Origin of the sequence: Bradyrhizobium ontarionense (assembly GCF_021088345.1) — a bacterium.
GTDB lineage: Bacteria > Pseudomonadota > Alphaproteobacteria > Rhizobiales > Xanthobacteraceae > Bradyrhizobium > Bradyrhizobium ontarionense.
In genome coordinates this window covers 3,711,508-3,734,307 of record NZ_CP088156.1, presented here as the reverse complement: position 1 = coordinate 3,734,307, position 22,800 = coordinate 3,711,508, and the positions used below count along the sequence as shown (strand labels likewise).

Below are 22,800 nucleotides of genomic sequence, written 5' to 3'. Positions count from 1 at the left end.
CTTGCGATGACCGGGATCGACGTCCTGAGGCAAACCCGGGCGCCGGCGTCGGATGAGGACGCGCCGTCGGTCGTCACCGTCACCCATTCCGTGCCTTGTGAGCGGTGCGGCCGCATCGTGCGGGTGGCGTTGAACGCGCTGCGTCCGCCCAGCTTCCACGATGTCGATGAGCAGATCGCGTGCCCGGAGATCCAGGAGCGCCGAAGCAAGGGCGCCGGCGGGCTGCTGTTGATGATGTGCCGACCCCTGCAGCAATCGCTCGACGCCCGGTGCGATGCCGCCAAGGTCGAGACGACGGCTCCTGACGGCGGCGAGGCTGCACGGATCGTCTGCAGTATCCCCGGTGTGTCGACCGCTCACTACTCTCCGGAGGAGGCGCGCAGCCGGGCTGAGATCTGGCAGGCGCATGGACACGTCAGGCTGGCCTCCGGGCTTCGTGCGGCAGCCGCGCTAGCGGAGCGCGAGCCGCTCGTTCGGCCGCGAACCGCGGCCGGCCTCGTCGCACTGGTGCTCGCCGCCGCTGGCGGCTGGTTCGTGCTGACTCGACAGCCGCCGGCGGCGCCGCCACTGCTGCCGGCTGCGCAGCCGCCGGCGGTCGAGACGTCCGAGGCATTCGCAAGGCTCGCAAGTGTCGAGATTCCACCGCGCACCGTGGCGTTGCAGGATGCGTCCTCGGACGCTGCGACGCCGTCGCGCTCAGCGGAGGCCGCGCAGAACGAGGCGCCCGAACGTCAAGTGTCGCCGGCAGGCGCCGCGACCGCAGCGGGCGACCCGCCCGCGGTAGGTTCGAATGCGGCTCCGGGACCGACGGAAGAGTCGAAGATTCACCTGCCTGACATCGTGATGATACCCGGTGGAACGTTCGCGATGGGCGGCGCGGAAAGCTCCGAGCTTCCGGTCCATCGGGTCACGATCAAGCCGTTTGCCCTCGGCAAATACCCGGTCACCGTTGGCGAGTGGAAAGCGTGCGTGGCCGACAAGGCATGCGCCGACGTCACGACCGGTCCGGATGATAACCCGGTCACGAATGTCAGCTACGACGATACCAGGGACTATCTGGCGTGGCTCTCGCGGGTCGTCGGCAAGCCGTTTCGGCTTCCGACCGAGGCCGAATGGGAATATGCCGCGCGCGGTGGCGCGACCGCGAAGTTCTGGTGGGGCGATCAGATGCGCCCCGGTATGGCCAATTGCAACGGATGTAACGACACCGGCGAGCCCGTCCGACTTATGAAGGTCGGGAGTTTCCAGGCCAATCCCTTTGGCTTGTTCGACATGGGCGGCTGCGTCGACCAGTGGGTCGCAGACATCTGGCACAAGAACTATCAGGGCGCGCCGTCCGATGGCTCGGCGTGGACTGACGAGCAAAGCTTTGTCCACGTCATTCGCTCCGGGGCATGGAAGAATGATGCGAGTTACGTGCGCAGCGGCAGCCGCGACCGCTATGATGCGCGCGTCAGGTACCCGACGCATGGATTCCGCGTTGCTCTTTCACTCTAGAGTGGCCTAATTAGAGTAGTCTAGTTGAAGTTCATTTTTGCAAGTTGGAAAGTTATGAGTGGTGGGAAATCTGCGCTTTCAGCGCCGCTATTCGATCTGGAGTCCGGGGAACGACTTTGTATCGCGCAGGTCTCGAAGTTGGGACCTGTCGTATTGGCCGCCGCGCTGGTGCTGTTGCCGAGCCTTGCGTTGGGACAGGGGAGGACGGCGCCCAAGGACGCTTACCTTTATTTCGTCTCGCCGACCGACGGCGACACTGTAAAGGGCGCATTTCGGTGCCGCTTCGGCCTCCGCAATATGGGGGTTACGCATGCCGGCGACAGCTTTGGCAACAGTGGTCATCATCATCTCCTGATCGACGCCGACGAACCGATCAGTCCGGGCGAACCGATCCCGCAGGACAGGAAGCACCTGCACTACGGTGCGGGTGAGACCGAGGCTCTGATCGAATTGCCTCCCGGGAAGCATACGCTGCAGCTCGTGCTAGGCGACGGCATGCACTTCAACTTCGATCCGCCGCTGCTGTCGAAAAAGATCACGATCACTGTCAGCAATGCCTCCGAACGACACGGGCAGAACCTCGCGCACGCCCATCGGCGGACCGGGCATCTTGCCGCGCGTACCGCGCGATCGGCGGCGCAACCGTCTGGCGCCGATGCGCCGCCGCCTGATCCGTCCAAGTCCGCGGGGGCCGTTGATTTCATCAGAAATCAAATTTTTGGTACGAAATGAACGTCCCACAACAGTCCATCAGGCAACAGCGTCCGAACGAGCTCGTGGGCAGGTCGCGCAATGTCGAGGCTCTCGGCAGCGGCAAGCGTAGTCTATCTGGCTCCGCCTGATCCTGGAGGGCATCGCTATGACGCCCACCGAACGGCATGCGAAGCTAACCATCCATGATCTCCGTAGACTGCGACAAGCCGAGCTGATCGAGTTGGAAGCGAAGCTTGAAGATGCCAAGACCAAGCGCTCAACGGGCACCATTGTTCGGCGAGCCGATGGCTTCGCTGGCGCTCAGCGGCGGCTTGCAGAGCGTCACGGCCGACGGACCAAGAAGGGATTGGTCATCGATCTTCGCTTGTCCCAAGAGCATCTGGCCGTGATGATCGGCGTTGGCCGCCAAACGATCAATCGCTTGCTTAAAAGTCTGGAGCAGGATGGAATGGCGACGACAAAGTACACGTCTGTCACGATTCACGACCTGGAGGCAATCGAGCGTCTCAGCTTGAGTGAGGCCGTCGATGGCTAGAACCGGGCTCAGGAAGGTGAGTTCCGGGCTGGGGATGGCGCTGTCGAGACCTGTCCAGCCTGCCCGGTCAGTGACGCAAGCGGCGAGATGGATGCTTCAGCTCAACGCGTGACCGGCCAATCCGTAGACCCACGGCTCGTTTTCCTTCCGGTTCAGGAATCGCCGTCCCTTGGACATGGTCGTGACGGTGTCACTCATTGCGAGGCGGCTGTGCTGAAGAAAGTCGGCAAAGAGACCCGTCTGCTCTCGCGTATCGATGCGTGCGAACCGTCCCGCGAGCTCCTTAAGATGCACGGCGGTGAGATGGATCGCGTCACGGTCATTGCTGGCGACGACGGGACCGATCACATGACCGCGCCCGAATTCGCGGCTCATGGAGTAACCGACGATCTCGCCGCCGCGGCTCAGAACGTAGATCGAGGCGCGCTCTGACAGCAAGGCAAGCAGCTTGTGTCGGCTTGTTCCGAACGCGCGCTCATCCAGCGCTGCGATGTCTTCAACATGCTCGGCTGACAGCGACCTCAATTCGCCGTCCAGAACTGGGAGCGCGGGGAGGGACGATAAGACCTCGCCCTGCCACAGATACACGACCGCTTCCTTCGTAAAGCCCAGCGAAAGGTAAAGATGATAGGCGGCGTCGGTCGAGTTCAGGGTCAAATTCCGATCGCCGCAGCGCTCAAACACCTGCTGCATGAGCCAGCGGCCAGTCCCCTGGGCCTGGGTGCGCGGCGATGTGATCACCAGGCCGACGGTCGCAAATCCGCGTCCGTGCGGGAACCACATCGCGCTTCCGAAAACGCGCCCGATGCCATCAACAGCGACGATGCCTTGACCTGCGCGGCGCAGGAAATCCCAATCCTTGGGCCGATGCGGCCAGCCAACCGCGATCGAGAGAGCGTGGAGCAGCTTCACGTCGACTTCGTTGATGTCCCTTGCAGCCAGTTCAAAGGACTTCACGCGTACCGTTCGTCCCATTTGAGCTCATCCGTTCCTTCGCCCGATGCCACGCTTTTCGGCACATCGAGCCCTTTGTCCTCCGCCGCAATTCGGCAGCAGACGTGGTCGCTGCAGTATCGCACAAAAGCCCAGCAGTTTTTGCCTGTTTGGGGCGCGTTTTCGAAATCTTCAGCCCGTACTGCAACGCGATTCGGCAGGGAAAGCTCCTGGTTGCAGCTACCCTCTCGATGTTCGGCAATTGCGCAGGCAGAGTGGGCCGGAATGAATGCTCAAGAAATTCTCGCGAGGCTGGTCACCTTTCCCAGCGTCGTCGACACGCCAGACGAGGCATTTGTCGACCGGGTACGAGGGGACTGCCAGGCAGCGGGAGCCGAGATAGCAATCATTCCAGGCCCTGAGGGCGATCGGTCCAATCTGGTGGTCAGGGTTGTGCGGCGCGAGGTGGGGACGGCACTCTTTTCGGACAAACGGATGTCCCGCCGGCGGGCGAGCCCGAAGGGAGCGGAGCCTCCGCGTGCCAAAGAATGACTGCGCATCTGTGGGCGCAGTTCTCCGCGTGACATGAGACGGGTGCATCGATGGCGTTTCTTTTCAATTCCGATGCTGCCAGGGGGGCAGTCTTCCGCGAGGTCTTCGCCCGCGAACTCCCCGATCTGGAATTCTACCATTGTAGCGAACGTATCGACCCGGAAAAGGTACGGTACCTGCTGACCTGGAACGTGCCGGACGATGTCTCGCGCTTTCGTAATCTGGAAGTGCTCTTTTCCCTCGGTGCGGGAGTTGATCAGTTCAAGCCCGAGACCATACCAGGCCACGTGAAGCTCGTGCGCATGGTCGAGGATGGCATCATACGCATGATGCAGGAATACGTCGTTCTTGGCGTGCTGACGCTGCATCGCGAGATGCTTGCATATCGGGAGCAGCAGAGAAGGAGCCTTTGGCAAGCTCTTGCAACCTCCCAGGCCACCGATCGGCGTGTGGGCTTCCTGGGCCTTGGGATGCTGGCGCAAGCTGCGATCGACCGCTTGAAGCCGTTTCGATTTCCCCTTGCCGCGTGGAGCCGCAGCAAAAAGGTGGTGGAGGGTGTCACCTGCTTCCATGGAGCCGATCAGCTCGGCAGTTTCCTGCGAGGAACGGATATCCTCGTCTGCCTTCTGCCCCTGACGGAGCAAACAAGCGGCATCCTGAACGCAAGGCTTTTCTCCTTTTTGCCAGTGGGAGCGAGGTTACTGCATGTTGGCCGCGGGCCGCAGCTTGACCAAGGCGCACTGATCGAGGCTCTCGACAGCGGCCGCCTGGCAGCGGCCATGCTGGACGTTACCGATCCCGAGCCGCTGCCGGAAAGCCACGCACTCTGGTCCCATCCGAAGGTGATCATAACGCCGCATATCGCGTCCGTGACGCAACCGCATACGGCAGCACAATCCGTCGTTGAAAACATCCGTCGGCACCGCGCCGGAAGAAGCCCGATCGGCCTCGTCGATCGAGCACTCGGCTACTGACAAGGAAAGATGCAATGTCACTTCTGATCACCATCGACACCAGTCCCGACTTCGCTCCGAAGACCGCACTGCCTGCTCCGGAACGGCTCATTTCGGGCGATCCATCCTTCAAGACCTGGGCGCAGGACGCCTCGAAAGGGGAGAAGGTGCTAACCGGCGTCTGGGAAGCAACGCCCGGCGAGACCCATTCCATCAAGGGCACCACCTTCGAGTTCTGCCACATCATTTCGGGTGTCATCGAAATTGAGGAAAAGGGTGGTGAGACGAAGACGTACCGCGCCGGCGACAGCTTTGTGATGAAGCCTGGCTTTGTCGGCGTCTGGCGAACGATCGAGACAGTGCGAAAGATCTATGTCTGCCATTATGACTAAGCGCGATGCTGAGGGGAGCTTCAACAGGCGGCCCTCGGAACAATCGACGTTCGAGATCGTGTCTGACCAGATTCAACGCGATTGCGTCGATGTCGGCGGGTCGCAGTGAGAGGTCCATCGATCGAGTAGCTGAACCCGGAAAAAGGGGGGCGGTTGAACCGCCCCCCGTTTTCCTTCACAGCGCATCGCTCTGCTTTCGAAGGCCTGAGCCACCGCGAAGAACGAACCCGAAGTGGATACGGCTTACGCGCTTGTGCGAAGGGGCCCCAAGCCGACTGCCGCGGCGAGCCCGCCAATGCCAGCGACCTCGGTGTATTCATAGAAGGGGTTCGCGGGCTCATGACCGCGGTTTACCCATACCTTGCTCCTGATGCCGAGGTCGTAGGCCGTCATCAGGTCGTAGCGGAAGGAGGAGGAGACGTGGGTGATATCTTCCGGGCCGCAGCCCAGCTTGTCCAGCATATATTCGAAGCCCTTCATCTGCGGCTTGTAGGCGCCGGTCTCCTCGGACGTGATGACCATGTGGAAGGGAGCGCCGAGCTTCCTCACGTTCGACATGATTTGGCTCTTCATGGAGTTCGACAGAATGACCAGCGGTATCTCCTCTGCAACCCGGGCCAAGCCCGCGGGAACGTCGGGATGTGGGCCCCAGGTCGGCAGTTCCTGATAGATGCGCTCGGCATCCTCCGGCCGAAATGCGACGCCATTGCGCTTGCAGGCGCGCTCCAGCGAGTTGTGGACGACGTCGAGGTAGGGCTTCCACGCGCCGAGAACCTCGTCCAGGCGATAGGCTGAAAAATCCTTGATGAGCCTCGCCAATGCCGTGGGCGAAAGCGCCGGGCCATAGACCCTCTTTGTGGCGCCAGCCATGTCGAAATTGATCAGGGTGCCGTGGCAGTCGAAGGTGATGTATTTGGGTTTAAACGTCGCCATTGCTCGACTCCTCCTATTCTTCACGCATAGCGTGCCTGTACGACAAGCATCATAGCGAGCAGTCGACAAGATAAGGCGCCGCTGTCGCGGCGGCCGGGAGCAGATTATGTCGTATCGGATCGGAGCTTTGGCAGAGAGTTGCGCGAACGGAGCGTTTCCAGTTTGAGCGTCAGTGCCGGGCGCCGCTCAACGCCGGCATATGATGCCGCCCCGGTCGGCAATGAAAGTCAAAACTCGTTCCGTCCATACGCTCCTTGGTAGGAACTGCTGTCTTTGACATCCTACTTTGGGTTCGAAGCATCGGAGTGACCGCACGAGCATTCGGATGAGCTGGAGGACAAGATGTTGAGCAACTCGCTGATTGAACTCGACCGCGCGCATCTTATTCACCCGGTCAGCTCGTATCGCAGCCATGAAACGTCAGGCGTGCGCGTGCTGAGATCGGCGAAGGGGGCGACGCTGATCGATGACTCGGGACATCAATTGCTCGACGGCTTCGCTGGTCTGTGGTGTGTCAATGCCGGCTACGGACAGGACAGCATCGTTGAGGCGGCTACGAGGCAGCTGCGCGAACTGCCCTATGCGACGGGCTATTTCGGGGTGGGCTCCGACCCAGCTATCCGGCTGGCGGCCAGGCTGGCTGAATTGGCGCCCGGTGATCTGAACCATGTCTACTTCACGTTGGGTGGCTCAGATGCCGTCGACAGCACGATCCGATTCATTCGGTACTACTATAATGCCAAGTGCATGCCACAGAAGGACCAGTTCATTTCCGTCGAGTGCGGCTACCACGGATCGTCGACGGCGGGGGCTGGCTTGACTGCGCTACCAGCCTTTCATGCGGGCTTTGGGGTACCTTATAGCTGGCAGCACAAAATTCCGTCGCACTATGTCTATCGCAATCCTGTCGGTTCCCATCCCCAGGCTATCATTGCGGCGTCGGTCGCTGCCCTGCGGACCAAAATCGCCGAACTGGGCGCAGATCGCGTTGCGGCCTTCTATGTCGAGCCGATACAGGGGTCAGGAGGCGTCCTCGTTCCGCCGCCGTCCTGGCTGAAGGCCATGCATGCTGTTTGCAAGGAGCACGATATTCTGTTCGTTGCCGATGAGGTCATCACCGGCTTTGGCCGTGCCGGTCCGCTCTTCGCCTGCGAAGAGGATGACGTCGTGCCGGATCTTATGACCACGGCAAAAGGTCTGACGTCGGGCTATGTGCCGATGGGGGCCGTTCTCATGTCCGACCGTGTCTACGACACGATTGCCGATGGCGCCGGCAAGACGGCCGTCGGTCACGGCTACACCTATTCCGCGCATCCTGTCAGCGCGGCCGTCGGGCTCGCATGCCTTGACCTTTACGAAAACGGCTTGCTGGAAAACGGCCGGAAGGCCGGGCAGCGCCTGATGGAAGGTCTTCGCGCGCTTTCCGATCATCCGCTGGTCGGCGACGTCCGTGGTCGCGGCATGCTGGCCGCAATCGAGCTTGTGACCGACAAGGCGCGCAAGACGCCCCTGCCGGCGGAAGCCGACCCGGCGCGCCGTATTTTTGACCGCGCATGGGGCAACGGTCTCGTGATCCGCGCCTTTGCCCAGGGCGTGCTGGGTTATGCGCCGCCGCTCTGCTGCACGGATGCGGACATCGACGGCATCATCGAACGAACAAGGACCACGCTCGACCAAACGCTCGAAGACAGCGATGTCCGCGCTGCGATGAAAGGATGATGACTGCGCCTGCCGGTCGGCGGCAAGCAAAGGCCCAGCCGTCACCCGGCAATCCGCCCGTTCCCCTTCTACCGAGGCGGAGGATTGTTCTTCAGCTGCTGAATATGCTTTCGAGAGGCAGGTGGGATTTCACGATTGGGGACTTCAGCACGACAAAACTGAAGTATTTGTCGATGCCGATATCCATCTCGACGAGGCGCTCCATGACCGCCTGGTATTCGCTGATCCCCGCCGTGATGAACTTTACGAGATAGTCGTACCCACCTGAAACAAGATGGCACTCGACGACGGCATCGATCTTTTCGATAGTCGTGAGAAAGCGAGCAAAATCGATCTGCCGATGATTCTTCAGGGTGATTTCGGCGAACACGGTCAGAGTCTGTCCGAGCTTGGAAACGTCGATCTGGGCGGAGTAGCCGGTGATGAAGCCCTCCGTCTGGAGCCTCTTGACGCGCATCAGACATGGGCTCGGAGAAAGATTTATCAGCTCCGCGAGCTCGACGTTGGAAACCCGCCCGTTCTTCTGCAGTTCGCATAAAATCCTGATGTCGATCTTATCGAGCTTCATAGCAAGGCCATGGGATGGGGGCGACAAGGGGGGCGCGGCTTTGAGGCTTTGGCGTCATACGCGTGTCATAGCATCAACCAGCATCCTTTCCCACCGGCGCGGCAGCTGCTTTTTAGAACTCGCCGACCTTGCCCCAGGCACTCATTTTCAGCCGCTCCGGCCTGTAGGGGCGCGGGTCGACGATCGGCGCATGACCGGTAATTATGTCCGCGATCATATGCCCCGCGCCGGGGCCAATCCCGAAGCCGTGGCCGCTGAACCCCGCTGCGAGGATGAAGCCTGGAATGGACTCAACTTCACCGATTGCCGGAATGCCGTCCGGCGTGCTGTCGATGTAGCCGGCCCAAACGTTTGAGATGGCGAGAGGCCGGAGTTCGGGCAGCAACTTGCAAGCCCGTCGATGGGTCAGCCGAATCTGCCTCATGTCGGGAGGGGGATTAAGTGTCCGGTTCAGCTCCATCGGGGTCACCTCGTCGAGCGCCCATTTTGCCAGGGATTCATGACCTTGCCGCACGCCCTCGAAGGCCCCGGGGGTAAGACTGCGCCACCGCCGGGCGAACATGGGCAGGAATTCGCGACCGAACCTGAACTGCTGCGGCGTGGGATCGACTCGCGCGCGCCCACTGATTGCCAGCGTGTACCCGCCGTTGCCACGCCGCGTGAGCGACGCGAGCGCAGTGTACAGCGCATCGGGCAGGCCGGCCGCGCCCGGAGCCAGGGCGAGAATGGACTGGCGGACGGATGCCTGTGGGAAGCGAATTCCAAGCTGGTTGCAGAACGACGAAGCCCACGCGCCTCCTGCCATAACCGCCGTCTTCGTCCGGATCGTACCCGCTTCGGTCACCACTCCATGGACCCGACCGGCACTGAGTTCTATGCCGCGCGCCGCGCAATGCTGGTGCACCGTGCCGCCAGCCGCCATGATCGCACGCGCGGCAACGGGCACGGCCTTTGAGGGATCTGCTGTTCCGTCGGTTGGAGAGAAAACGCCGCCTTTCCACTTGCGGCCCGTCGCCTTGCCTCGCTCGCTCGCTTCTTCCGCGCTCAGCATGTGCGTCTGAACGCCGACGGTCCTGGCGAAATCGCGCCACTTTGCCCAGCCCGCCAGCTCAGTCTCGTCGTTCGACAAATAAAGAAGGCCGCAGCGGCGGAAGCCCGTGTCTTCACCGGTCTCCCTGGCAACTCTCTCCCAGAGATCGAGGCTCTTGGTTGCAATCGGCAACTCGCGCGCATCGCGGTTCTGTTGGCGGCACCATCCCCAGTTGCGGCTGGACTGCTCGGCGGCGACGCGGCCTTTTTCAAGCAACGCAACCTTAAGGCCGCGTCGGGCGAGATAGTAGCTTGTGAACACGCCCACCACGCCGCCGCCGATAACGACGACGTCTGCCTCTTGAGGCAGGGATGGGCTGGATTCGATCTGCATGAGCGGCGCGCTCATTGGGCGGGGATCTCCGATGGTTGCTGTATCGTAACTGGGGAATTGCGGCAGGCCCCCGCGGACTTTCGTGATTGGACGGAATATCCTGCGGTTTGCTGCCTGTGGCACAGGCTATTATTGCGAGAATACGTCGCTTGCACCGCATCATGCAGGTGTGGAGACCGACGCGCACGCTCCGCAATCGGGTTAGCCTTCCCTCGAGGACAGGCCACGCACTGATCCAGCGCGAGCGTCGGCAGCCTCGGCAGCGCCGACTGAAATGCCAAATCGGACTTCGTTTTCAGAAGTTCCTGCTGCCCGGATGCCGCCTTTCGGCGACTCCAGGGTGATCGAAGTCATCAAGATCGGCAGAACCACTCGATCGATGGGTCGAAGTCCGTAGAGGCAACCCGCATGAGCCTTGTCCAGGAACAGACCTTAGCGGAAGCGATCAAGCCATGACGTCGACGCCGTATGAACTTCGCTTCGATCGAGGTGGCCGATTTGGTCGGCGCTGCGCTCTGAGCAACAGCTCTTGCATATTGCGCGCGGGGACCTGAATCATGTCGCAGCCTCCATTGAAGGAATGGCAGGTTGAGCGACGAATTGTTGACCTGTCCAAGGAGCGTGGGGACACAACGGGCCGAAGTCGCGGCCCGCAGCAGGATGGCCGGACTCGGTCGACAGGGGAGGATGTTCTGATGGCCTCTGGCATGCAGGCTGCAGTCCCCGCCGATGTGGTGCTCTCGGTGCGCGACCTGAGCGTAAGTCTGCCGGTAGGAATGGAGCGGGCCTATGCCGTCGAGAACATCTCCTTCGATCTGACGCGCGGTCAGATCCTCTGTATCATAGGGGAATCTGGATCGGGCAAGTCTGTCACCGCCAATGCGATCATGGGGCTTCTGCCCAAAGCGATCCGGATCTTTTCGGGTGCGATCCACCTGGATGGCATGAACATCGTAGGCCTCTCATCCGATAGGCTCCGCAGCCTGCGCGGCCGGGTCGTGTCGATGATCTTTCAAGACCCTCTCTCGGCGCTTAACCCGCTGATGACCGTCGGCGCGCAGATCGAGGAGGTGATGGCGGCGCATGACGTTGGCACGCCGAAATCTCGTCGCAGCCGCGCGATGGAGTTGTTGGTTGAAGTGGGACTGCCGGATCCGCAGCTCATGTATCACCAGTATCCATTCCGGCTCTCGGGCGGACAGCGACAGCGGGTGATGATTGCCATGGCTTTGGCTCTCGAACCTGCGATCCTCATTGCGGACGAACCGACCACCGCACTCGACGTGACGACCCAGGCACAGATCCTGCAGCTAATCCGCGACATTCAGCGTCGCAAGGGAATGAGCGTGATGTTCATCACCCATGACTTCGGAGTTGTGGCGGAGATTGCCGATTCCGTTGTGGTGATGGAGAAGGGCCGTTGCGTGGAGCAGGGCAGTGCCGAGCAGGTACTCGAGTCGCCCAGCCACCTCTATACGCGCCGCCTGATCGCGGCCGTGCCGCACCTGACTGGCAAGGACCGCATTCCCTTGGAAGCCGCGGATGGGGTGTCCATCCTGAATGTCGAATCCCTGACAAAGACCTATCGCAGCGGCAGCGCGCTTTTCGGTACGCAGCGCATCGTGCCCGCGGTCAATGGGGTCACGTTCGATCTCACGTCGGGACGCACGCTGGGCGTTGTCGGGGAAAGCGGTTCGGGCAAATCGTCGCTCGGCCGGCTGCTGATCAAGCTCATGGAGTGCGATAGCGGCTCGATTCTGTTCGAAGGCCGCGACATTGCCGGGCTTTCCGAAGCGGAGTTTCGGTCGCTGCGGCCCAAAATCCAGATGATCTTCCAGGATCCGTTTGCGTCGCTCAATCCGCGATCGACGGTCGGGCGAATTCTCACAGCCGGCCCGATCGCGCGTGGGCTGCCCTACAGCGAAGCTTGTGAGCGAGCGCGGGAGCTGCTGTCTCATGTCGGCCTGGATTCGGGAGCCTTTGACCGCTATCCGCATGAGTTCTCCGGCGGGCAGCGCCAGCGCATAGGCATCGCCCGGGCGCTGATGTTCAAACCAAAATTGCTGATTGCCGACGAAGCGGTCTCTGCGCTTGACGTATCGATCCAGGCCCAGATCTTGAAGCTGCTGGACCAGATTCAGCGGGAGACGGGTGTCTCGATGATCTTCATCACGCATGATCTACGCGTCGCAAGCCAGATCTGCGATGAAATCGCCGTCATGCATCGAGGTCAAATCGTGGAAAGCGGGCCGCCGTCCCAGATCTTCCTCGATCCGAAATCGACCTACACGCGAGAACTGGTGGCCGCGATCCCGGGGGAGCAACCTGGGAACGTGCCCCAACATGAAGGCCACGCCGGACACCACAAGGGAGGACAGACGTCATGACCAAGCGTTCTGCGACTACATCGAACTACTCGCGGCGCGATGCTCTGCGAATGGCGGCGTTCGGCGGAGCTGCCGGCCTCATCGCGCCTCATCTCTTGGGCAAGCCTGTCCTCGCTCGCACCTCTTCGGCAAAACCGACCGGCCGCGTGATCGTCGGACTTGGACAAGAGCCGACCGTATTCAATCCGCTGATGGTGCACATTGAAGTCGACGATGGCGTGCATTTCTCGGTTTTCGACGCGCTCTTCCGCATCGACCCTCAAGGCGTCGTTCAGCCCAACCTTGCCGTCGAAGTGCCGAACCAAAAGAACGGCGGCATTTCGGAGGACGGCCTCAAATGGCGCATTCGTTTGCGTGACGATGTCCGCTGGCACGACGGCAAGCCTTTCAGCGCCGAGGACGTGAAGTTCACTCTCGAGCTGATCATGAACCCCAACTTCCGGAGTTGGCGTACGGCCGGCCATGCTCTCGTGCGCGATATCACGGTGGTCTCGCCCACGGAGATCGCGTGGCGAATGGAAGAGGCCTTTGCGCCTTATTTGTCGTTCCTCACCGAGACCTTCATCGTGCCCAAGCACATCCTGGAGAAGGAGGCCAATCAAAATAGCGCTGCCTTCAACCAGATTCCGGTCGGCACCGGTCCGTTCAAGTGGGGTCAGCGAGTCGCAGGCGATTATCTCGAACTCGTGGCTAACCCCGATTATTTCGGAGAAGGCCCTCACATCGAAAGACTGGTCTTCAAATACATTCCCGATATCACCGTGCTCTACACTCAGTTCAAGAGCGGCGACGTGGATCTGGTGGGCCAGCCCTATATCACGCCCGACCATTACGGAGAAGCCAAGACACTGGCGAGCCGTGTGGTGACCTTGGTCCCAAGAACCGCATTCGAGTCCTTTTACCTGAACATGGAGCGCCCGCAGTTCAAGGAGCTTGCGGTCCGTGAGGCGCTCTACGCGGCGATCGACAAGGAGGCGATTGCCCAAGGGCTCTATTACGGAGTGCCGGCCCCGACAGAGACCTTCATGCCAAGGCAGTCCTTCTACTATAACCCCAATCTGCCGGCACACGAATACAATCTGGATCGCGCGCGCCAGATCCTCGATCAAGCCGGTTGGGTGCCCGGACGGGATGGCGTTCGTGCCAAGAGCGGCGTCCGTCTGTCCTTCGTCAACTCGACCACGTCAGGCGATCCGCTTCGCGAGCAGGTGCAGCAGTTCTTGCAGCAGACATTTACCCAGTTGGGCGTCGAGATGAAGATATCGAACCTGCCCGCCGCCGTGATGTGGGGCGAGTTCTGGCAGAAGTCGCAATTCGATTCCGTAATCGTCGGCAGCACGTATCTGATCGGCGCCGACCCGGACGTTACCAATCGCCTGCACTCGCGTTCGATCGCTGCGATGGGCGGGCGCGGTTCGAATAACGCGCAGTACTCAAATCCGGAGGTCGACGCCCTGCTCGACAAAGGGGCTCGCACGTTCGATCCTGAAGCGCGCCGGGCGATCTACTATCGGGTACAAGAGCTGGTCCGTCGCGACCTGCCCTTCCTCCCGCTGTACCAGAACAATGCAGTCCAGGGTCACAAGAGCGGGATTTCCGGCATCGTGCCGAACGGCAACACGCGCACGGAATCCTGGAACGCGCTGGCCTGGCATTGGGCGAGCTGACGGACTGCTGCCTATGGCCTGCATAGCCAGAGGACGGCGACGGACTGGCACTGTCAAGGTAACACGGAGACTCGAATGTCGAGGTTCCTGCTCAATCGTCTCTCGCAGAGCATCGTGCTGCTGGTGATCGTCTCGATCATTGGCTTCACGGTTCTCAACCTCATGCCGGGCGGCCCTCTCGCGCAGTTCGGGCTCGATCCCGGCATGACGCAGAAGGATGTCGAGCGACTCGCTGCGCAGCTGGGGCTGAACCGGCCGTTGTGGATACAGTATCTCGACTGGGCTTGGCGGCTGGTTCGGGGTGACTGGGGACACTCCTTCCGCGATGGCTCCTCGGTGCTGGCGGTCATTGGTCAACATCTTTTGGCGACGCTGCTGCTGATGGGGACGTCCACCGCAGTAGCGATCGCGGCCGGCACCTGGATCGGAATCCGCGGTGCCACCCACCGCTATTCCCTGTTCGACTACTGCGCGACCGTTGGTGCCATGGTCGCCCTGTCGGTCCCGACCTTCTGGTTCGGGCTCATCGGCATCTACATCTTCACGCTGAAGCTCGGGTGGGTTCCTGCAGGTAACATGTACACGATCGGCGACGGCTCGGTGCTGGACTATCTGCATCACCTGATCTTGCCAAGCTTGGTGCTGTCGCTGGTTCATGTCGCGATCTGGAGCCGCTACATGCGCACGGCGACACTCGATGCGCTAAGCCAGGATTTCATCAAGACGGCTCGCGCCAAGGGCGTAAGCGAGCGCCGCATTCTGCTGAAGCATGTCGTCGGCAATGCGCTGTTGCCGATGATCACGCTGGCGGGGATGCAGCTGCCCAGCATTCTGACCGGCGCATTGGTCACCGAGACGGTCTTCACCTGGCCGGGAATGGGGCGGTTGTTTCTCGACAGCCTTGGTTACAGCGACTATCCGGTCGTGATGGGGCTGCTGATATTCTCCGCCATTCTGGTCGTGTTGGGCAACCTGATCGCAGACATCGTCATCGCTACCGTCGACCCGCGCATTCGCCTGGGCTGAGCCAGCGGACTCACGCCTGTTAACAGGAGGCAATAGATATGACCGCCATCGTCGCGCACGCAGCTCCGACTCGTTGGTGGCAAAGCCGTGCGGCGAACCGCTTGATGCGGCATCATCTGGCACTTGTGGGGATCGCTATGATCACCCTGCTCGTGTTGGCGTGCGCGATCGGTCCCTATGCGTTGCCATACGATTCGCTCCACATCGATCTACGCGCCCGCTTTGCTCCACCTCTGACCGGTCGCCACTACTTGGGCACCGACCCGTTGGGGCGAGATTTGGCTGCACGGCTGTTGATGGCCGGGCGCATCTCACTCCTAGTGGGATTTTCGGCGATGTTGTTGTCAACGCTGATCGGCACGCTGGTCGGCGTGACGGCGGGCTATCGTGGCGGCTGGGTCAGAGCGGCGCTGATGCGCACGGTGGACGGCTTCCTTGCCTACCCCTCGATCTTCCTCGTGCTGGCGCTGGCCGCAACGCTGAGGCCCAGCCCGGTGATGATTACCGTGATCGTCGCCGTCACGAGCTGGATGGAGACTGCCAGAATTGTCGAGGCCGAGGTGCGCTCGCTGCGCGAGCGCGAGTTTGTCCAGGCTGCGCGTATGGTGGGGCTAAGCGGGAGGCATATCATGTTCCGCGAGATCCTGCCCAATGCTATGGGGCCGATCATCGTCGCCGCGAGCCTGGCCGTCGCGCGCGCGATTCTTCTGGAAGCCTATATCAGCTTTCTCGGCTACGGAATCCAGCCGCCGCTGCCAAGCTGGGGCAACATGCTCAATGGCGCCCAGCAGTATCTGGTCAGCGCTCCGTGGCTCGCCATCATTCCCGGTGCAGCGATCACGATCGCAGTGACGAGCTTCAACTTCATCGGCGACGGCCTGCGAGATGCCCTCGACGTTCGAGACGACCACATTTGATACCTGAGCTCGGCGCGACCGAAGGCACGAGGCCGAGCCACGTTTGAAGATATGAGGAGCAGACGACATGCACGCGCCGCGAGTCGACGAGAAGGCGACGCCGTACTGGTGGGAAGCCGCCCCGGTTAAGCCGCTGCCTCAACAGCCATTGCCCGAGAGGCTCGACGTGCTGATCGTGGGCGCTGGCTACGCCGGGCTTTCGGCTGGGCTAGCGCTGGCACGCGAGGGACGCTCAGTTGCGGCCTTTGATGCGATGGATGCGGGGGAGGGGGCTTCTACGCGCAACGGTGGAATCACCAGTGGAACCATCCGGCCGGACTACGCTGCGCTCACGCGGCAGTTCGGCGAAGAACGGGCGCTCGCGATCGAGGCAGAAGGCAAGATCGCACGCGAGTTCCTGTACGAATTCATCAAGACGGAACGGCTCGAGTGCGATTTCCAGCTGGTCGGGCAGTTCAAAGGCGCCTTCGGATATGAGCAATACGAAACCATGGCGCGCAGCGCGGAGACGCTGGCGAAGAGGCTGCGGATCGAGGCCTACGCTGTCCCCTATGCCGGGCAGCGCAAGTACATCGGCACCGATGTCTACCGCGGCGGCGCGGTTCGCATGGACATCGGTGGGCTACATCCGGCGAAGTTTCACTCCGAGCTCCTTCGAGTGGCGCTCGCTTCGGGGGTGGCGGTCCACGGGCGAACACCGGTGATCTCAATAGACAGGGATGGCTCCGAATTCCGCGTCGTGACCGCGGCCGGCTCGGTGCAGGCGCGTCAGGTGCTGGTTTGTACGAACGGTTACACCGATGGCGCCGTGCCCTTCCTGCGCCGCCGGCTGGTCCCGGTCCGCAGCCGGATCATTGCGACCGAGGAGCTTGCGCCCGAAGTCATGGCGCGGCTGATGCCGAAACGCATGATGATCACCGAGAGCCGAGAGGTCGGCTTCTATTACCGACCCTCACCCGATGGCAAACGCATTTTGCTCGGTGGACGTGACAGCTCCCGCGTCGGTGATCCGGTGGCTCCGAAGCTGCTTCTACGCAAAGGCCTGGTCAACTTGTTTCCTGAACTGGAGGCCGTTCGTCTCTCGCACAGTTGGTTCGGTAATGTGGCGATGAACCGCGACATGATTCCGCGCATCTTCGAGAAGGACAGTGTCGTCTACGCCACCGGCTTCTGCGGTTCGGGCGTGGTCTGGGCGCCGTGGATCGGCATGCATGCGGCCCACAAGCTGATGGGACATGAGGAGCGGGCGCGCACCGCCTTTGACTTCCGGCCTCCGGCTTTCATCCCGTTCTATCGCGGCAATCCGTGGTTCATGCCTGCATTCATTCAAGGCTATCGGATGCGTGACCGAATCGCGCTGTGGCGCGCCACCCGCTGATGGCCGGCAGAAAAAATACGGATCCAGGGCATGATCTCCAGGGCACTCCCGCATCTCGAAGAAGAGTATCGATTTACTACGTATCCACGCGCGGCGCGACATGGCACGAGACGCCAGCCGCGGACAGCAGATTGGCGATCCGGCCACGTCATCAATGAAATTCTATGCCGAACTTTGCCCCAGTCCGATTGCGTAATGCTGTCGGACCCAAGTTACGTTGCGGGCCGTGCGAGGACCATCAGATGGCCCTCGCCTTGTCAGGTACTGGCGATTAGCCGGACCCAAGCAAGAGACGTCGCCCATGAGGACCACCGCAGCTAACCAGGCGGGAGATCGCGACAATGAAGTCGTGACCCTGGTTGCTTTCGCCGCAGCGCATCTGGAAGGCGCCCTGAAGCTCTCGCAAGAGATGTCTTGGCCCTATCGGATCGAAGATTGGGATGTCGCGCTGCAGCTGGGCCAAGGCTTTGTTCTGCAGCGCTCCGGTGTGGTGATCGGGACCGCGGCCTGGTGGCCCTACGGCGAGACTCATGCTTCGGCCGGGATGATCATCGTCGCGAAAGCCGCTCAGGGCCGCGGCTACGGCGCGCGGCTCATGGATGCCTTGCTGGCGTCCGCGCGTCCACGGACCATCGCGCTGAATTCGACGGCCGAAGGGATCACGCTTTACCGGCGCCGCGGCTTCGTCCCCATCGGGGTCATTCACCAGCACCACGGAATTCCGAGGGAATGCCGTGAGGCCCCGCGGTCGTGCCTCGTCAGGTCAATGGTTGCATCGGATTTTGAGGCGATCATGCGGCTCGATCGCGAGGCTACGGGCTTGGAGAGACGACGGCTGCTGGATCGGCTCGTCCAGAGCGGTGTCGGCTACGTCCTGCAGCGTGACGGCATACCGCGTGGCTACGCCATCTCCCGGCTTTTCGGCCGCGGCCATGTTATCGGTCCTGTCGTAGCTGAAAGCCCGATCGATGCACGCGCGCTGATCGATGCCGCGCTCGCAGTCCTCGGGGGTTGTTTCGTTCGGATCGACACCTCGGTCTCATCGCAACTCGGGGATTGGCTCGAAAGCATCGGCCTGCAGCAGGTCGGCGAGGCCACCACCATGATCTTGGGGACGCCGGCACCATCGACCGGGCCGGCGCGCACCTTTGCGATCGCCAACCAGTCGTTCGGCTAGGAGACGTCGAAGTGATAGGGCAGGAGACGCACGGAACGGATATCACGGATATCCAGAACGGCAAGATGGCCGCAACGGTTGGCGCGTTGGCAACACCGGCCCTTCTGCTCGACAAGGACCGCCTGGATCGCAATCTCGACCGTCTGTCCTCTCGTATGGCCGCGCGAGACGTCGTGCTGCGTCCCCACATGAAAACCGCGAAATCCATTGACGTCGCCCGACGCGCCCATCGCTCGGGGCCGGGGCCAATCACTGTTTCCACCTTGGCGGAGGCGGAGTACTTCGCGCGGCATGGTTTCCGAGACATGACATATGCCGTGGGGCTTGCACCGCACGCCGCCGAGAGAGCCGTGCGTCTCCAGAAGGCAGGCATCGATCTCAAGGTGCTGCTCGATTCGCCCGAGCAGGGGATGCTGCTGGGCGTGGCCGGTCATGCCGCTGGTGTGACGCCGTCCGCCTTCATCGAGATCGACTGCGACGGTCATCGCGGTGGGCTCACCGCCACCGATCCCAAGCTCATCGCCGTCGCGGCCGCTCTGGCCGAGGCCGGCGTCAAGCTCGCCGGCGTTCTCACCCATGCCGGCGAATCCTACAGCCTCTGCACGCCCGAGGCCCTTGTCGCTGCTGCGGAGAACGAAAGGGCCGCCGCCGTCGCCACCGCGGCGACGTTGCGGACGGCGGGGCATGCATGTCCTATCGTAAGCGTCGGCTCGACGCCGACCGCCCATTTCGCCGACGACCTGACCGGCATTACGGAGATGCGGGCCGGCGTCTACATGTTCTTCGATCTGGTGATGCACGGTGTCGGTGTCTGCACGACCGACGATATCGCGATCTCGGTTCTTGCCACCGTGATCGGCACGAAGGCGGCGAAGGGCTGGATCTTGGTCGATGCGGGCTGGATGGCCCTGTCGCGCGATCGTGGCACTGCGGCTCAGCGGGTTGACCAGGGTTACGGTCTCGTCTGCGATCTCTCCGGCAAGATCTATCCCGACCTGATCGTCGCACAGGCGAGCCAGGAGCACGGCATCCTCGCCATCAGGTCCGGGTCGGCGCAAGCTTTGCCGGATCTTTCGATCGGCGCAAAAGTCAGGATTTTGCCCAATCACGCCTGTGCGACGGCCTCGCAACACGAGCTGTACAATGTGGTCTCGGCCGGGAGCGACGCGATCGAAGCGCGATGGCCGCGGATGCGCGGCTGGTAGGCTCTCAAACTGAGTGGGTTGCTGCGATTTGCGGACGCCCGGCATTATGAGGCGATATTTTCGGAGCCGGGGTATGAAGCTTACATCATATTGGTTGGATACATCGGGGCCATTCACGAGCGCCGCCGCAGGACCGGTGCAAGGCACCTGCGACGTCGCAGTGATCGGCGGCGGCCTGACCGGCTCGTCTGCCGCTCTGGCTCTCGCCAAGAAGGGCGCGCGCGTCGTGCTGCTCGAAGCCGAGACGATCGGGCACGCGGCGTCCGGCCGGAACGGCGGGATGTGCAACAACGGGTTCGCCCAGGACTACGGCACGCTCGCGGCGAAGCTCGGCAAGGACGTCGCCAACCGGCTCTACCACGCCTTCGACGCCGGGGTTGATACGGTCGAACGTCTGGTCGCCGAAGAGAAGATTGACTGCAGCTTCGCGCGCACTGGCAAGATCAAGCTTGCGGCAAGACCTGAGCACTATGACAAGCTGGCGCGCAGCCAGGAACTGCTGGCCGCCAATGTCGATCCCGACACGGCAATGGTGAGCCGTGCTGATCTCACTGGCGAGGTGGGATCGAAGCGCTATTACGGCGGGCTGATCTACCGCAAGAGCGCCGGCATGCATGTCGGACGCTTCGTCCACGGGCTTGCGGAAGCGGCGGCGCGGCGCGGCGTCGAGATCCACGAGCATACGCCGATGACGGGCCTGCGACCCGCCGCCGGCGGAGGCCAGGAGATCGAGACACCCAGGGGGCGCCTTCGAGCCTCGCAGGTTCTGTTGGCGAGCGGCATCTCGCATACCGGACCGCTGGGCTGGATTCGACGCCGGATCGTGCCGGTCGGCGCTTTCCTCATCGTGACCGAACCCTTGCCGATCGCGACCCTCGATCGGCTGCTGCCGCGCCGGCGAATGGCGGTCGATACGAAGAACCTGGTCAACTACTTCCGAACAACGCCCGACAACCGGCTGCTGTTCGGTGGCCGCGCGCGCTTCGCGATCTCCAATCCGGCGTCGGACGAAAAGAGCGGTGCGATCTTGCAGGCTGCGCTGCACGATGTCTTCCCCGAGCTTCGCAGCGTGCGCATCGACTATTGCTGGGGCGGAATGGTCGACATGACGCGCGACCGGCTGCCACGTGCCGGGGAACGCAACGGCATCTATTATTCCATGGGCTACAGCGGCCACGGCACCCAGATGGCGACCCTGATGGGGACAATCATGGCGGACGTCATGGACGGGCGCACCGAGCTCAATCCCTGGAAGGACTTCGCCTGGCCGTCCATTCCGGGCCATCTCGGTCCTCCCTGGTTCCTTCCGCTGGTCGGCGCCTATTACCGGATCAAGGACAGCTTCCAATGACCTCGCCCGTTCGATACCTGACGGAAGCGGGCTTCCTCGGAAAATTCTACATTGACGGAGAATGGCGGAAGCCGATCGGATCGGCCACGGCGACCGTCGCCAACCCGGCGACCGAACGGCGGATCGCCGAAGTCGCGCTCGGGGATGACGAGGATGTGGGCTGCGCTGTCGTCGCCGCCAGACAAGCCTTCGCCGGCTGGTCCATGACGCCGCCAACTGAGAGGGCGGCGCTGCTCGATCGGGTCCATGGTTTGCTGCTCGAGCGGCTGGAGCTGTTCGCGCAGGCCCTTACATGCGAGATGGGAGCCGCCATCACCTACGCGCGCCAAGCCCAAGTGCCGCTGGCCGCCGAACATATCCGTGCCGCCCGCGACAATCTCGCGATCTATCCGTTCATCACCCCGCGCGGCAGCACAGCGATCATGCGCGAGGCGATCGGCGTCTGCGGCCTCATCACGCCTTGGAACTGGCCTCTCTACCAGATCACGGCAAAGGTCGGTCCGGCGCTCGCAGCGGGCTGCACCGTGGTGTTGAAACCGAGCGAATTGTCGCCGCTGAGTGCGTTACTATTCGCTGAGGTGATGGACGATGCCGGCTGTCCGCCCGGCGTATTCAACCTCGTCAACGGGACAGGGCCAATCGTCGGCGCCGGTCTGGCGTCGCATCCGCAGGTGGACATGATCTCGATCACCGGCTCGACTCGGGCGGGGGTTCTCGTCGCGCAGGCGGCGGCGCCCACCGTGAAGCGCGTCGCCCAGGAGCTCGGCGGCAAGTCACCGAACATCATCTTGCCGGATGCCGATCTGCGCCGGGCTGTTCCGCTCGGCGTCGGCGCCGCCTTCCGCAATCTCGGCCAATCCTGTAGCGCACCGACGCGCATGCTTGTGTCCCGCTCGCAGATGGAGGAGGTCGAGATCCTGGCGGCGGCAGCCGCTTCTGAACTGGTGGTCGGCGATCCGCTTGCGGAAAGCACGACCCATGGTCCGATCGCCAACCGGCCGCAGTTCGAGCGCGTCCAGGCCATGATCGGTGTCGGCCTGGAGGAAGGCGCCAAGCTCGTCATCGGCGGGCCGGGGCGGCCCGACGGCCTTCAGATCGGCCTCTATGCGCGGCCGACGATTTTCTCGAACGTCCGTCGCGACATGAGGATTGCGCAGGAGGAGATCTTCGGCCCGGTGCTCTCGATCATGCCCTACGACACCGTGGAGGAGGCGATCGAGATCGCGAACGACACTGTCTACGGACTCGGCGCCCACGTGCAGGGCACCGATATGGAGACGGCGCGGGCGGTCGCCGGGCGGATCCAGTCGGGGCAAGTCCATCTCAATCATCCCGACTGGGACCCCAACGCACCTTTTGGCGGATACAAGCGTTCCGGCAACGGCCGGGAATACGGCCTCGAGGGCATGGAGGAATATCTCGAGACAAAGGCTGTTCTCGGATTTTACCGGTAAAACGCCCCTGATCCGGAAA

General features: G+C 62.3%; 19 protein-coding genes. 15 read left to right on the top strand and 4 right to left on the bottom strand.

Going from position 1 to position 22,800, the window contains the following annotated elements:
* Positions 1 to 6: 6 nt before the first annotated feature.
* From LQG66_RS16875 to LQG66_RS16865, 3 genes are all read left to right on the top strand, one after another.
* A complete protein-coding gene (locus LQG66_RS16875) occupies positions 7 to 1,497 on the top strand; it encodes a formylglycine-generating enzyme family protein (RefSeq protein WP_231327317.1) in 1,491 nt (496 codons plus the stop codon).
* A 168-nt stretch (positions 1,498 to 1,665) separates the two neighbouring features.
* Entirely contained in the window at positions 1,666 to 2,229 is a 564-nt protein-coding gene (locus LQG66_RS16870; protein ID WP_231327824.1) for a DUF4399 domain-containing protein, read from the top strand.
* Between the two features lie 127 nt (positions 2,230 to 2,356).
* Positions 2,357 to 2,746: a helix-turn-helix domain-containing protein gene (locus LQG66_RS16865; protein ID WP_231327316.1), complete on the top strand. Its 390-nt coding sequence runs from the start codon at positions 2,357 to 2,359 to the stop codon at positions 2,744 to 2,746.
* Between the two features lie 96 nt (positions 2,747 to 2,842).
* Here LQG66_RS16865 and LQG66_RS16860 read toward each other — a convergent pair whose 3' ends face one another.
* Positions 2,843 to 3,721: a GNAT family N-acetyltransferase gene (locus tag LQG66_RS16860; protein ID WP_231327315.1), complete on the bottom strand. Its 879-nt coding sequence runs from the start codon at positions 3,719 to 3,721 to the stop codon at positions 2,843 to 2,845.
* A 560-nt stretch (positions 3,722 to 4,281) separates the two neighbouring features.
* On the opposite strand from LQG66_RS16860, the gene LQG66_RS16855 reads away from it, so the two are divergent.
* Both LQG66_RS16855 and LQG66_RS16850 read left to right on the top strand, forming a co-directional pair.
* Positions 4,282 to 5,205, top strand: a complete 924-nt coding sequence (locus LQG66_RS16855; protein ID WP_231327314.1) for a 2-hydroxyacid dehydrogenase — start codon at positions 4,282 to 4,284, stop codon at positions 5,203 to 5,205.
* 14 nt (positions 5,206 to 5,219) lie between these two features.
* A complete protein-coding gene (locus LQG66_RS16850; protein WP_231327313.1) occupies positions 5,220 to 5,576 on the top strand; it encodes a cupin domain-containing protein in 357 nt (118 codons plus the stop codon).
* A gap of 243 nt (positions 5,577 to 5,819) precedes the next feature.
* Here the strand turns inward: LQG66_RS16850 and LQG66_RS16845 are convergent, their stop codons facing one another.
* Positions 5,820 to 6,509 (bottom strand): haloacid dehalogenase type II, encoded by a 690-nt coding sequence (locus LQG66_RS16845; protein ID WP_231327312.1) that lies wholly within the window; start codon positions 6,507 to 6,509, stop codon positions 5,820 to 5,822.
* Positions 6,510 to 6,851: 342 nt separating this feature from the next.
* On the opposite strand from LQG66_RS16845, the gene LQG66_RS16840 reads away from it, so the two are divergent.
* On the top strand, positions 6,852 to 8,228 hold the full coding sequence (locus tag LQG66_RS16840) for an aspartate aminotransferase family protein (protein WP_231327311.1): 1,377 nt from the start codon (positions 6,852 to 6,854) through the stop codon (positions 8,226 to 8,228).
* A 91-nt stretch (positions 8,229 to 8,319) separates the two neighbouring features.
* Here the strand turns inward: LQG66_RS16840 and LQG66_RS16835 are convergent, their stop codons facing one another.
* Positions 8,320 to 8,796 carry an Lrp/AsnC family transcriptional regulator gene (locus tag LQG66_RS16835; RefSeq protein WP_231327310.1) on the bottom strand — a complete coding sequence of 159 codons (477 nt, stop codon included), beginning with the start codon at positions 8,794 to 8,796 and terminating at the stop codon, positions 8,320 to 8,322.
* 112 nt (positions 8,797 to 8,908) lie between these two features.
* Positions 8,909 to 10,234, bottom strand: coding sequence for an NAD(P)/FAD-dependent oxidoreductase (locus LQG66_RS16830; protein ID WP_231327309.1), 1,326 nt, complete (start codon positions 10,232 to 10,234; stop codon positions 8,909 to 8,911).
* Between the two features lie 680 nt (positions 10,235 to 10,914).
* On the opposite strand from LQG66_RS16830, the gene LQG66_RS16825 reads away from it, so the two are divergent.
* The 9 genes from LQG66_RS16825 to LQG66_RS16785 all read left to right on the top strand — a co-directional run bounded on the left by LQG66_RS16825 (position 10,915) and on the right by LQG66_RS16785 (position 22,781).
* Positions 10,915 to 12,606 carry an ABC transporter ATP-binding protein gene (locus tag LQG66_RS16825; RefSeq protein ID WP_231327308.1) on the top strand — a complete coding sequence of 564 codons (1,692 nt, stop codon included), beginning with the start codon at positions 10,915 to 10,917 and terminating at the stop codon, positions 12,604 to 12,606.
* Entirely contained in the window at positions 12,603 to 14,273 is a 1,671-nt protein-coding gene (locus LQG66_RS16820) for a peptide ABC transporter substrate-binding protein (RefSeq protein ID WP_231327307.1), read from the top strand. The genes LQG66_RS16825 and LQG66_RS16820 overlap by 4 nt, the downstream gene beginning before the upstream one ends.
* A gap of 75 nt (positions 14,274 to 14,348) precedes the next feature.
* Complete coding sequence (locus tag LQG66_RS16815; protein ID WP_231327306.1) at positions 14,349 to 15,299, top strand: ABC transporter permease; 951 nt, start codon at positions 14,349 to 14,351, stop codon at positions 15,297 to 15,299.
* A 38-nt stretch (positions 15,300 to 15,337) separates the two neighbouring features.
* Positions 15,338 to 16,216, top strand: a complete 879-nt coding sequence (locus tag LQG66_RS16810) for an ABC transporter permease (protein ID WP_231327305.1) — start codon at positions 15,338 to 15,340, stop codon at positions 16,214 to 16,216.
* Between the two features lie 67 nt (positions 16,217 to 16,283).
* Positions 16,284 to 17,594: an NAD(P)/FAD-dependent oxidoreductase gene (locus LQG66_RS16805; RefSeq protein WP_231327304.1), complete on the top strand. Its 1,311-nt coding sequence runs from the start codon at positions 16,284 to 16,286 to the stop codon at positions 17,592 to 17,594.
* Positions 17,595 to 17,895: 301 nt separating this feature from the next.
* Complete coding sequence (locus LQG66_RS16800) at positions 17,896 to 18,771, top strand: GNAT family N-acetyltransferase (protein ID WP_231327303.1); 876 nt, start codon at positions 17,896 to 17,898, stop codon at positions 18,769 to 18,771.
* A gap of 65 nt (positions 18,772 to 18,836) precedes the next feature.
* Complete coding sequence (locus tag LQG66_RS16795) at positions 18,837 to 19,976, top strand: alanine racemase (protein ID WP_231327823.1); 1,140 nt, start codon at positions 18,837 to 18,839, stop codon at positions 19,974 to 19,976.
* A gap of 73 nt (positions 19,977 to 20,049) precedes the next feature.
* Entirely contained in the window at positions 20,050 to 21,327 is a 1,278-nt protein-coding gene (locus tag LQG66_RS16790; RefSeq protein WP_231327302.1) for an NAD(P)/FAD-dependent oxidoreductase, read from the top strand.
* On the top strand, positions 21,324 to 22,781 hold the full coding sequence (locus LQG66_RS16785; protein ID WP_231327301.1) for an aldehyde dehydrogenase family protein: 1,458 nt from the start codon (positions 21,324 to 21,326) through the stop codon (positions 22,779 to 22,781). Before LQG66_RS16790 ends, LQG66_RS16785 begins: the two co-directional genes overlap by 4 nt.
* The last annotated feature ends 19 nt before the right edge of the window (positions 22,782 to 22,800 follow it).

Coding starts and splice junctions, on each gene's coding strand:
- LQG66_RS16800 (WP_231327303.1), top strand. CDS start 17,896: ATGAGGACCACCGCAGCTAACCAGGCGGGAGATCGCGACAATGAAGTC.
- LQG66_RS16815 (WP_231327306.1), top strand. CDS start 14,349: ATGTCGAGGTTCCTGCTCAATCGTCTCTCGCAGAGCATCGTGCTGCTG.
- LQG66_RS16855 (WP_231327314.1), top strand. CDS start 4,282: ATGGCGTTTCTTTTCAATTCCGATGCTGCCAGGGGGGCAGTCTTCCGC.
- LQG66_RS16875 (WP_231327317.1), top strand. CDS start 7: ATGACCGGGATCGACGTCCTGAGGCAAACCCGGGCGCCGGCGTCGGAT.
- LQG66_RS16810 (WP_231327305.1), top strand. CDS start 15,338: ATGACCGCCATCGTCGCGCACGCAGCTCCGACTCGTTGGTGGCAAAGC.
- LQG66_RS16850 (WP_231327313.1), top strand. CDS start 5,220: ATGTCACTTCTGATCACCATCGACACCAGTCCCGACTTCGCTCCGAAG.
- LQG66_RS16840 (WP_231327311.1), top strand. CDS start 6,852: ATGTTGAGCAACTCGCTGATTGAACTCGACCGCGCGCATCTTATTCAC.
- LQG66_RS16830 (WP_231327309.1), bottom strand. CDS start 10,234: ATGAGCGCGCCGCTCATGCAGATCGAATCCAGCCCATCCCTGCCTCAA.
- LQG66_RS16795 (WP_231327823.1), top strand. CDS start 18,837: ATGGCCGCAACGGTTGGCGCGTTGGCAACACCGGCCCTTCTGCTCGAC.
- LQG66_RS16860 (WP_231327315.1), bottom strand. CDS start 3,721: ATGGGACGAACGGTACGCGTGAAGTCCTTTGAACTGGCTGCAAGGGAC.
- LQG66_RS16785 (WP_231327301.1), top strand. CDS start 21,324: ATGACCTCGCCCGTTCGATACCTGACGGAAGCGGGCTTCCTCGGAAAA.
- LQG66_RS16805 (WP_231327304.1), top strand. CDS start 16,284: ATGCACGCGCCGCGAGTCGACGAGAAGGCGACGCCGTACTGGTGGGAA.
- LQG66_RS16820 (WP_231327307.1), top strand. CDS start 12,603: ATGACCAAGCGTTCTGCGACTACATCGAACTACTCGCGGCGCGATGCT.
- LQG66_RS16835 (WP_231327310.1), bottom strand. CDS start 8,796: ATGAAGCTCGATAAGATCGACATCAGGATTTTATGCGAACTGCAGAAG.
- LQG66_RS16825 (WP_231327308.1), top strand. CDS start 10,915: ATGGCCTCTGGCATGCAGGCTGCAGTCCCCGCCGATGTGGTGCTCTCG.
- LQG66_RS16865 (WP_231327316.1), top strand. CDS start 2,357: ATGACGCCCACCGAACGGCATGCGAAGCTAACCATCCATGATCTCCGT.
- LQG66_RS16845 (WP_231327312.1), bottom strand. CDS start 6,509: ATGGCGACGTTTAAACCCAAATACATCACCTTCGACTGCCACGGCACC.
- LQG66_RS16790 (WP_231327302.1), top strand. CDS start 20,050: ATGAAGCTTACATCATATTGGTTGGATACATCGGGGCCATTCACGAGC.